Genomic DNA, 9,083 nt, shown 5'->3' with positions numbered 1-9,083 from the left:
GATGCACAGTCCAGTATGCTATCGCCATCTCTCCTGCGAGGAGGAAGGCGGCGACGCGGGTGAACAAGCCGACAAGTATGGCCAGCCCGCCGACGGATTCCAGTATTCCGGCGACGAGCATCAGCGGCGGCAGACCGCTGGCGCCGCCCATCCCGCCTGGTGGGAAATCGAACAATTTCTGTGTGCCGTGCTCGATGTAGAGTAGTGCCGTTACGATCCGGAGCACCGCCTGGGCCTGCGGCGTGTAGCGGGTAAGAGTCTCGGTGTTCATCTGACCATCCTCTTCAATGACGCCGCCAGGGATGCGCGACAATGATGATCTGGATTGGTGCCGACCGTTCGACTACCGGGTTGTCGTCCTCGTGAACCGGCGTGAACAGGGCAGCCCTGCCTTTATCGCAGAGTGACGATCATTGCTTTTTCTGCCGATTGCGGTATAGGCACGCGCCCATGACCCAAGCCCCGAAAATCGGTCTGGTCAGCCTCGGCTGCCCCAAGGCCCTCGTCGACTCCGAACGCATCATGACCACGCTCAGGTCGCAGGGCTACGCGTTCTCGCGCGATTATGCCGGCGCGGATATCGTGCTGGTGAACACCTGCGGGTTCCTCGATAGCGCCAAGAAGGAAAGCCTCGAGGCGATCGGCGAGGCCGTGGGCGCCAATGGCCGGGTCATCGTCACCGGCTGCCTCGGCGTCGAGGAGCAGATGATCCGCGACACGCATCCGAGCGTGCTCGCCGTCACCGGCCCACACCAGTACGAGGACGTGGTCAACGCGGTGAACCTGCACCTGCCGCCGGTGCCGAACAAGTTCATCGACCTGGTGCCGGAGGCCGGCCTCAAGCTGACGCCGCGGCACTACGCCTACATGAAGATTTCCGAGGGCTGCAACAACCGCTGCTCGTTCTGCATCATCCCGCAGATCCGCGGCGACCTGGTGTCCCGCCCGATCGCTTCGGTGCTGTACGAGGCGGAGCGGTTGGTGGCCACGGGCGTCAAGGAGATCATGGTGATCTCCCAGGATACCTCGGCCTACGGGGTCGACATCAAGTATGCGACCTCGAAGTACCGGGGCCAGGACGTCTCGGCGCGGTTCCAGACGCTGGCCGAGGAACTGGGCAAGATGGATGTGTGGACGCGGCTCCACTACGTCTACCCGTATCCCCATGTCGACGGCGTCATCCCGCTGATGGCGGAGGGCAAGATCCTCCCCTACCTCGATATCCCGTTCCAGCACGCCTCCCCGCAGGTGTTGAAGTCGATGCGCCGCCCGGCCAATCAGGTGAAGACGCTCGACCGGATCAAGGCGTGGCGCGCCATGGCGCCGGACCTCGCCATCCGCTCCAACTTCATCGTCGGCTTCCCCCGTGAGACCGAGGAAGATTTCGAGTTCCTGCTCGACTGGCTGGAAGAGGCCGAGATCGATCGGATCGGCTGCTTCGAGTACGAGCCGGTGACCGGCGCGCCGGCCAACGACATCGAGGGCATCGTCCCCGATGAGATCAAGCGCGACCGCTATGAGCGGCTGATGGAAGTGGCGCAAGATATTTCGGCGCACGTGCTTTCGAAGAAGGTCGGGCGAACCATCGACGTGCTGGTCGACGACGTGCAGCCGGAAATTGGCCGCGCCGTGGGGCGCAGCCAGTGGGATGCGCCCGAGATCGACGGCTCGGTGATCATCCACGAGGCCGACGGCATCAAGCCGGGCGACATGGTGTCGGTGGTGGTGACGGAGTCGGACGAGTACGACCTGTTCGGCGTGCCGGCGGCGGTTGCGGCCAAGGATCGCGAGCCGGTGGAGGCTTCGGCTTAGTAGCGCGCTGGTGCTAGGGCCGCACGATCTCGAGTACCCGCACGGCCGCGTCGAAATCCTTGCGCCGCTTGGCGCGGCGTTCGGTGGCTTCTTCCACCTCGCCCCACAACCGAGCGTTGTAGTCTTCGTCGACATGTGCGGCGGCCCAGACTTCTTCCGGGGTCATCAGACCTTCGCGGAGCGCGATGCTGAGGAGGCCCGAGCCGGTGATGCCGGTGAGCGAGTTGAGAGCGACGATCTCGATGAGGCCGGTCTCGGCCAGTGATGCGCCGAGGCGGTCGAGCGTCGGCTCCGGCTGGGGCTGGTGGACGATGCCGATGGTGGGCTGGAAGCCGATGCCGAAATGGCGGGCGATCCTGACCAGCGCCGGGTCCCAGACGCGCTCCTGCTCGGCCACGAGTTCGCGCGGGGTGTCGGCGCGATAGAGCAGCAGGTCGTTGCCGGCATATTTGACGATTTCGTCGCGCAGCGCCGGGAGGCGTTCGTCGCCGGCCTCGATGGCCGAGTTGACGAGGCGCATGATCGGCATGAGCTTGGGATCGATGAACTCGCCCTGCGCCGCCCATTCCTCGGCCATGGCCTCGGCGAGGGCACGCTGCGGCACGACGACGGGCTTCTGGCCCGGGGTGCGCGGCGAGCGGCCGTCGAGGGTGACGGCGAAACCGCCGGGGGCGGCGCCGACCCCGACCTCCTTGTAGAACCGCTTGGGCAGGTCCTGTTTGACGTGGTGCTGCGCACGGCCGTAGCCGTCGTTGCGATGCTGGTGGGCGTCGTCGAGAAACTCGCGCATGTGTTACTCCAGCACGCGCTCGATGGCGGCATCGAGCTCGGCGTAATCGTGGATCAGCGCCCCTGCCCCGGCCTTCAGCAGGTCCGACGCTTCGTGGTAGCCCCAGGTGACACCGATGGCGCGGACGCCTGCAGCCCGGGCCAGTTCCATGTCGTAGACCGTGTCGCCGATCATCACCGTCTGGTGCGGTTGGGCGCCGGTGTCGGCCATGGCGCTGAGCAGCATGCCGGGATGGGGCTTGGAGGGATTGTGGTCGGGTGTCTGGAGGGTGACGAAGTGCCCGGCGAGGCCGTGGTTGCCGAGGATGCGGGCGACGCCGGTGAGGCCTTTGCCGGTGGCTACGCCCAGCACGGTGCCCTTTTGATCCTTCAGCCGGTCGAGTGCCTCGCGGGCGCCGGGATAGAGCGGCTCGCGGTCGACGTCGTGCTCGAGGGAGGCCTTGTAGAAGCTCTTGTACTGCCCGACGATGCCTTCGATGAGGGCAATATCGCTGGTCCCGGCGAGCTGGCCGACCGCCACGGGGAGCGACAAGCCGATGATCTGGCGGACCTCGGCGGGCGTCGGCGCGACCAGATCGAGCGAGGCGAACGCCGCCCCCATGTGCTCGGAAATGAGCGCCTGGGTGTCGATCAGTGTGCCGTCCATATCGAAGACTATGAGCCGCATTCGAGTGGTCCTCGTTCGGCCCGTTCGGAACCGTAAAGCGCGGAGCGTGTCACGCTCCGCGCCATGGCCGGAAGTTTACATCGGGGCGAAGCAGTAGAGAAGGCCCGCACCGCCGGTCGAGACCAGATTGTCCTGGCTGCAGCCGCGCGACGGGTGGGCGGCGTTCCAGGATGTGGCGGTGGCGAGGGAATCCGGACCGCTCCGGTCAGAATGGCCGAGCATGGCGCTGCCTTCCCCGTTGAGGGTCCAGTCGCCGCAGGTCATGCCGGTGGCGAGCGTGCCATCGGCGTTCGAGCCGGTGAGGATATCGTGCTGGTTTGGCTGGTCGCCGCGGCCCTTGGTGATGGCGCCGGTCTCGGAGAGAGCGGTCTGCTTGGTGAGATTGTTGGCGTCGGAGTGAAGGTTGGCGACGTCGGTGGCGATCACGTCGCCGTTGAAGTTCTGCCAAGGGCCGGCGCCGATCCGGTCCCGGGCGTTGACGCCTTCGGCGCTGAGATAGGCCTTCCACGTCTTGCCGGTGGAGCCGGCGGCCTCGGCGAGTTTCTGGCAATGGGCATCGGCGCCTGCGAGGCCGCCGAGATTGGCGCCGTCACCTGGGCCGGCGCTGGTGACGAAGAACGTCATCGCGGCGACATCCTGTGCTAAGGCGGGGGCAGCAATGACGAGGGTGGCCGCAGCTGCTGCGGCCAGAACGATCGATTTCACTGTTATCTCCCTTCGGGCCCAAAACGGGCCCCAGCAAGAAACACGTGGCGATGGCGTCTAATCCATCGCTCGCGCCGTTGTGATCAGGCGTCCTCGGGATCCTGGTCCTGCACGTCATAGCGGTTGGCGTCGAAGCCGAGCACGTCGAAGGTCGCCTGCATGTGCGGCGGCAGCGGCGCCGAGACGTCTAGGATCTGGCCGTTCCTCAGCGGCAGCTGGATGCGGCGGGCATGCAGGTGCAATCCCTTGCTGATCTGCTCCGGCGCTTCCCAGTTCTCGATGTTGAAGTAGCGCGGATCGCCCATGATCGGGTTGTGGAGCTGGGCCATGTGGACGCGCAGCTGGTGCGTGCGGCCGGTCACCGGCTTCAGCGTCACCCAGGCGAAGCGGCGGGCGGCCGTATCGGTGGTGGAGTAGTAGCTCATCGAGTGCTGGGCGCCGGGGGTGCCCTGCGGTACCACCACCATCTGTTCGCCGTCGGTGGTCGCCTGCTTGGCGAGGAAGCACGAGATGCTGCCCTGCTTGGGATGCGGGTTGCCCCACACGATGGCCCAGTAGATATTTCGAGCTTGGCGGGAGCTGAAGATCGTGCCGAAATGCGTGTCAGCGGCCTTGGTCTTGGCGACGACTAGGCAGCCGGAGGTGTCGCGGTCGAGCCGGTGGACGAGGCGCGGGGCCTCGCCCTTCTTGTTGGGGAGGCTCTTCAGGAGCCCGTCCATGTGGCGCTTGGTGCCGCTGCCGCCCTGCGAGGCGAGGCCGTGCGGCTTGTTGAAGACGTAGAGGTCGTCGTCCTCGTAGAGGATGATGTCGCGGAGGAAGTCGGCGTCCCTCGAGTTGACCTCGCCTTCGGGGCGCTCCGGCGCCGGCTCGATCGGCGGGACGCGGACGACCTGGCCGGCAGCGAGGCGGGCGTTGGCCTTCACCCGGCCGCTGTCGACGCGGATCTGGCCCGAGCGGAGCAGCTTCTGTAGGTGCCCGAAGGTGACCTGCGGGAAGTGCGTGGCGAACCAGCGATCGAGCCGCATGCCGTCTTCGTCGCGGGCGACAGTCTGCTGGCGAACCCCGCTCATGCGACCACCCGCATGGCGAGGAGGCCCATCCAGAGGCCCGCGATGGAGAGCAGCACCGAGCCGACGATGTAGACGCCGGCGAGCAGGATGTCGCCGCGCTCGATCATCACGATCGCATCGAGCGAAAAGCTCGAGAAGGTGGTGAAGCCGCCGAAGATGCCGACGGCGACGAACAGCCGGATCTCATCCTGATACTGCGGCGTGGCCTTGGCGAGGACGCCGACGAGCACGCCCATGGCGATGGAGCCGAGGATGTTGATGAGGAAGGTGGCGATCGGGAAGCCGTTGGCGAGGCTGCCGATCCAGCCCTGCGCGCCAAAGCGCGCCATGGCGCCGAGCGCGCCGCCGATGCCGACGAGGAGATAAGCTTGCATGAGGTGTCTTCTAGGGGCAGAGCCGCCGGAAGACCAGCCCCATGCAAGTGAGGCCTGCCTTACTTCAGGGGCGAGGCTTCTGCTGTCGAGTCGATCTCCAGTGCCGGGCCTACTGCCGAGGAGACGAGGCCGTTGAGGGTGCCGCCCTTGAGGCCCAGTTCGGCCAGCAATGCGTCGATCAGCGGAGCCTGGCTGCGGTAGCGAAGCGCCGCGTCGACCGCTTGGTCGGCGATGCCCCCGCCACTGTGGCCGTTCATGCCGCCGTTGGAGCCGCCGCCCGATAGCCCGTCGACATGCAGGATCTTGATGCCTTCGATGTTCTCCATCGGCTTCACCGACTCCGCGATGATCCTCGGCAGAGCCTCGATGAGCGCCATGCGGATGTTCATGGCGATCTGCTCGGGGGACAGCTGGTTGGCGGCCTCGTTGAGCTTCTGCTTGCCCGCCGCTTCGACGGCGTACGTGACCTCGGTGGCGGCGGCCCGGAGCTTGGCAGCCTCCGCTTCGCCCTGCGCGAGCGTGCGAGCCGCTTCGGCGCGGTTCTTTGCGGCCTGCTTCTCGGCGTCGGACGAAACGACGATGTTGATAGACGCCTTCTCGGCTTCCTGCGCCGCTTCGATGAGCTGGATGCGCTTCGTGCGCTCGGCAACTTCGGTCATTCGGGCAGTCTCGACCTCTTCGGCGGCCTTGGCGGCGAGCGCCCGGGCCGCATCGGCCTTGGCCTCTGCCTTCGACTGCTCCTCGGACTTGGCGGCAACGGCGGTGGCGCTGGTCTGCTCGGAAATGGAAATGGCCTGGTCGGCCTTGATCGCGGCTTCCTTCATCTGCTGGCGGGACAGCGTGCGAGCGGCCTCGGCCTCGGTGGCGCGCTGGGCGCGGAGGCTCTCGATCTCGGCGTTCTGCTGGTCGATCCGGATGGCGATCTCCCGCTCGTTGTTGAGACGGGCGTACTCGGTGTCGCGGCTGATCTGGTACTGCTCGGTCTGCGCCTCGAGGTTCTTCCTCGCAATCGCGACCTGGGTGTTCTGCTCGATGTCGTTGCGGGTCTTGCGACGGTCCTCGATGGCCTGGGTCATCTTGGTCAGGCCTTCGGCGTCGAAGACGTTGTCGGCGTTGAAGAATTCGCGGTTGGTCTGGTCGAGGCCGGTGAGCGACACGGATTCGAGTTCGAGGCCGTTCTTGAGGATGTCCTCGGAGACCGCCGCCTGCACCTTCTGGACGAAGTTGACGCGCTGCTCGTGCAGCTCTTCCTCGGCGGGCTGGCCCCTTTTGGCCTCGCCACGGATGATGGTGGCGTAGCTGCCGATCATTTCCTTCTGGCTCGCGGCCTCAGAATGATCGCGCGGAAAGACGCGCCCGAGCCAGCGACCGAGGTGGCGTGTGGCGTAGGCCGCGGCGATGAGCGCCGGAATGGAGGCGAGAAGCCCGCTGAGCGGTCCGCCCAAGACGCTGGTGACGGCCCACTGCAGGGCATAGCCCGCAATGCCGAAGCTGGTGAGTGCGATGACCAGGAGTACAAGCACGGGCACGCGGCCGACCGACAGCCAGCTAAGGACCAGGGAGAACGGGCCCATCTGCGCCCCGCTGAGTTCGAGGCCGTCCGCATCGGGCGCGTCGACGTCGGGAAGATCGATCTCGGGAAGCGCGGACTCGATCGAGGATGAGGGCGAAAAGCCGATGAGGAGCGATCCAAGTTCTACTGCGCCGATCGCCGGAATGACGATCAATGCAATAGTGAACGGCGCCCATTCTGGCGAGAACAGTTCGATATCGCCCCTCCCCCGAACCGATGCTCCTCAATATGGGACTGTTGTGACAGTTTTCCATATGGCGCAAGGGATTGGCGGCGGATTCCTACCGAAGCTTTGCCAAATACCTAATCCTCGCCGTCCTGCTTCTTCGAACGGAGGCGGGAGAAATATTCGAGGCGCTTCTTGATCTCGCGTTCGAAGCCGCGTTCGACCGGGCGGTAGAACTCCTGGCGGCCAAGCTTTTCGGGGAAGTATTCCTGTCCGGAGAAGCCTTCGGGGGTGTCGTGGTCGTAGATGTAGCCCTCGCCATAGCCTTGGCCCTTCATCATCTTGGTCGGAGCGTTGAGGATGACCATTGGCGGGGTCGGCGAGCCAGAGGATCTGGCTATCGCCATCGCCTCGTTGAAGGCGACCTCGATCGAATTCGATTTCGGCGCGGTGGCGAGATAGACGCAGAGATGGGCCAGCGCCAGTTCGCCTTCGGGCGAGCCCAGCATCTCGTAGGCGTCGCGCGCGGCGATGGCGAGGGGCAGCGCCTGCGGGTCGGCCATGCCGATATCCTCGCTGGCCATGCGGATCATGCGGCGGGCGAGGAACAGGGGGTCCTCGCCGGCGACCAGCATGCGGGCGAGATAGTAGAGCGCGGCGTCGGGGTCGGACCCGCGGACAGTCTTGTGCAGCGCCGAGATCAGATTGTAGTGGCCTTCCTGCTTCTTGTCGTAGATCGGGGCGCGGCGCTGGACGACCTTCAGGAGCGCCGCCTTGTCGAGGATTTCGCCCGGCTTGGTGGCGGCGAACACCTCCTCCACCAAGCCCAGCAGCGCGCGGCCGTCGCCATCGGCGAGTTCGTAGAGGCCGGCTCGGGCGTCCTCGTCGAGCGGCAGCTTCTGGCCGAGCGCATCCTCGGCCCGCGCCGCCATCTGCTCCAGCTCTTCGTGGGTGAAGGAGCTGAGGCGGAGGACCTGGGCGCGGGAGAGCAGCGCGGCATTGAGCTCGAAGCTCGGGTTCTCGGTGGTGGCGCCGACGAGGACCACGGTGCCGTCTTCCATGACGGGCAGGAACCCGTCCTGCTGCGCGCGATTGAAGCGATGGATCTCATCGACGAACAGCAGGGTCTTGCGGCCGTTCATGCGCTCGAAGCGGGCTTCGTCGAAGGCCTTCTTGAGGTCGGCGACACCGGAGAACACCGCGGAGATTTGCTTGAAGCGATAGCCGACCTCGTCCGCAAGGAGCCGCGCGATGGTGGTCTTGCCGGTGCCTGGCGGGCCCCAGAGGATCAGCGAGCCCAGCCGGCCGGAGGCGATCATCCTCCTCAGCGTGCCATCGGGGCCGAGCAGGTGCTGCTGGCCGATCACCTCGTCGAGGTTTTTGGGGCGCAGCCGATCGGCCAGGGGGCGCTGTTCGGCGACCTCGTTCTCTTTTTCAGGTTCAGGGGCGAACAGATCCGCCATCAACCACTCACTTCAGCCCGGACCGTCCGGCCGCCACGCTGTAGCACGAGGCGCCAGCTCCGGGGGCGATCGTTGGCGACTTTCCCGAAGGTTTCGGCATCGGCGGTGTCCTTGCCGTTGAGGCTGACGATCAGGTCCCCGGCCCTCAATCCCATCTCGTCGGCCGCCGAGCCCGGCTCGACGGCGCGGACCAGCACGCCGTGGGTGTCGAAGGGCAGCCCCAGCTCCTGCGCCACGGCGGGCGTGACGGTTTCGACCGAGGTGCCGGCGAAGCGGGTGTTGCCGGAGACCGTGACGGGCTTGCCGGCACCGGGCGGAGCCTCGAGGGTGATGACCTTGTCCTCGGTCTTGCCGGAGCGGAAGAACTGCAGGTCCGCCGTGGCGCCGACCGGCTTGGTGGCGAGGCGAAAATCGAAGGCACTGGGCTGCTCGATGGCGAAGCCGTCGACCGCGAGGATGACGTC

Annotated in this window: 10 protein-coding genes; 1 reads left to right on the top strand and 9 read right to left on the bottom strand. The window is 66.1% G+C overall.

Going from position 1 to position 9,083, the window contains the following annotated elements; all coding sequences use genetic code 11:
- Positions 1–271 (bottom strand): DoxX family protein (locus tag JWQ89_RS08970; RefSeq protein WP_299640250.1); only part of this gene is annotated, 271 nt, incomplete at its 3' end.
- A gap of 179 nt (positions 272–450) precedes the next feature.
- On the opposite strand from JWQ89_RS08970, the gene rimO reads away from it, so the two are divergent.
- The gene (gene rimO, locus JWQ89_RS08965) at positions 451–1,812 is read left to right on the top strand and encodes a 30S ribosomal protein S12 methylthiotransferase RimO (RefSeq protein ID WP_299640248.1); all 1,362 of its coding nucleotides are present in this window, start codon (positions 451–453) and stop codon (positions 1,810–1,812) included.
- A gap of 13 nt (positions 1,813–1,825) precedes the next feature.
- Here rimO and JWQ89_RS08960 read toward each other — a convergent pair whose 3' ends face one another.
- The 8 genes from JWQ89_RS08960 to JWQ89_RS08925 form a co-directional block, all read right to left on the bottom strand.
- Positions 1,826–2,602 carry an ATP12 family protein gene (locus JWQ89_RS08960; protein WP_299640246.1) on the bottom strand — a complete coding sequence of 259 codons (777 nt, stop codon included), beginning with the start codon at positions 2,600–2,602 and terminating at the stop codon, positions 1,826–1,828.
- A gap of 3 nt (positions 2,603–2,605) precedes the next feature.
- Positions 2,606–3,268 carry an HAD-IA family hydrolase gene (locus JWQ89_RS08955; protein WP_299640244.1) on the bottom strand — a complete coding sequence of 221 codons (663 nt, stop codon included), beginning with the start codon at positions 3,266–3,268 and terminating at the stop codon, positions 2,606–2,608.
- Positions 3,269–3,343: 75 nt separating this feature from the next.
- Positions 3,344–3,973 carry a hypothetical protein gene (locus JWQ89_RS08950; protein WP_299640243.1) on the bottom strand — a complete coding sequence of 210 codons (630 nt, stop codon included), beginning with the start codon at positions 3,971–3,973 and terminating at the stop codon, positions 3,344–3,346.
- Between the two features lie 83 nt (positions 3,974–4,056).
- Positions 4,057–5,043, bottom strand: coding sequence for an RluA family pseudouridine synthase (locus JWQ89_RS08945; protein WP_299640241.1), 987 nt, complete (start codon positions 5,041–5,043; stop codon positions 4,057–4,059).
- Positions 5,040–5,417, bottom strand: a complete 378-nt coding sequence (gene crcB / locus JWQ89_RS08940) for a fluoride efflux transporter CrcB (protein WP_299640239.1) — start codon at positions 5,415–5,417, stop codon at positions 5,040–5,042. Before crcB ends, JWQ89_RS08945 begins: the two co-directional genes overlap by 4 nt.
- Before the next feature lie 59 nt (positions 5,418–5,476).
- The gene (locus tag JWQ89_RS08935) at positions 5,477–7,150 is read right to left on the bottom strand and encodes a flotillin domain-containing protein (protein ID WP_299640252.1); all 1,674 of its coding nucleotides are present in this window, start codon (positions 7,148–7,150) and stop codon (positions 5,477–5,479) included.
- A gap of 143 nt (positions 7,151–7,293) precedes the next feature.
- A complete protein-coding gene (locus tag JWQ89_RS08930) occupies positions 7,294–8,619 on the bottom strand; it encodes a replication-associated recombination protein A (protein ID WP_299640237.1) in 1,326 nt (441 codons plus the stop codon).
- Positions 8,619–9,083 (bottom strand): PDZ domain-containing protein (locus JWQ89_RS08925; protein ID WP_299640236.1); only part of this gene is annotated, 465 nt, incomplete at its 5' end. The genes JWQ89_RS08925 and JWQ89_RS08930, both read right to left, overlap by 1 nt.

Source organism: Devosia sp. (assembly GCF_028290645.1).
GTDB lineage: Bacteria > Pseudomonadota > Alphaproteobacteria > Rhizobiales > Devosiaceae > Devosia_A.
This window is presented reverse-complemented; position numbering and strand designations above follow the sequence as displayed.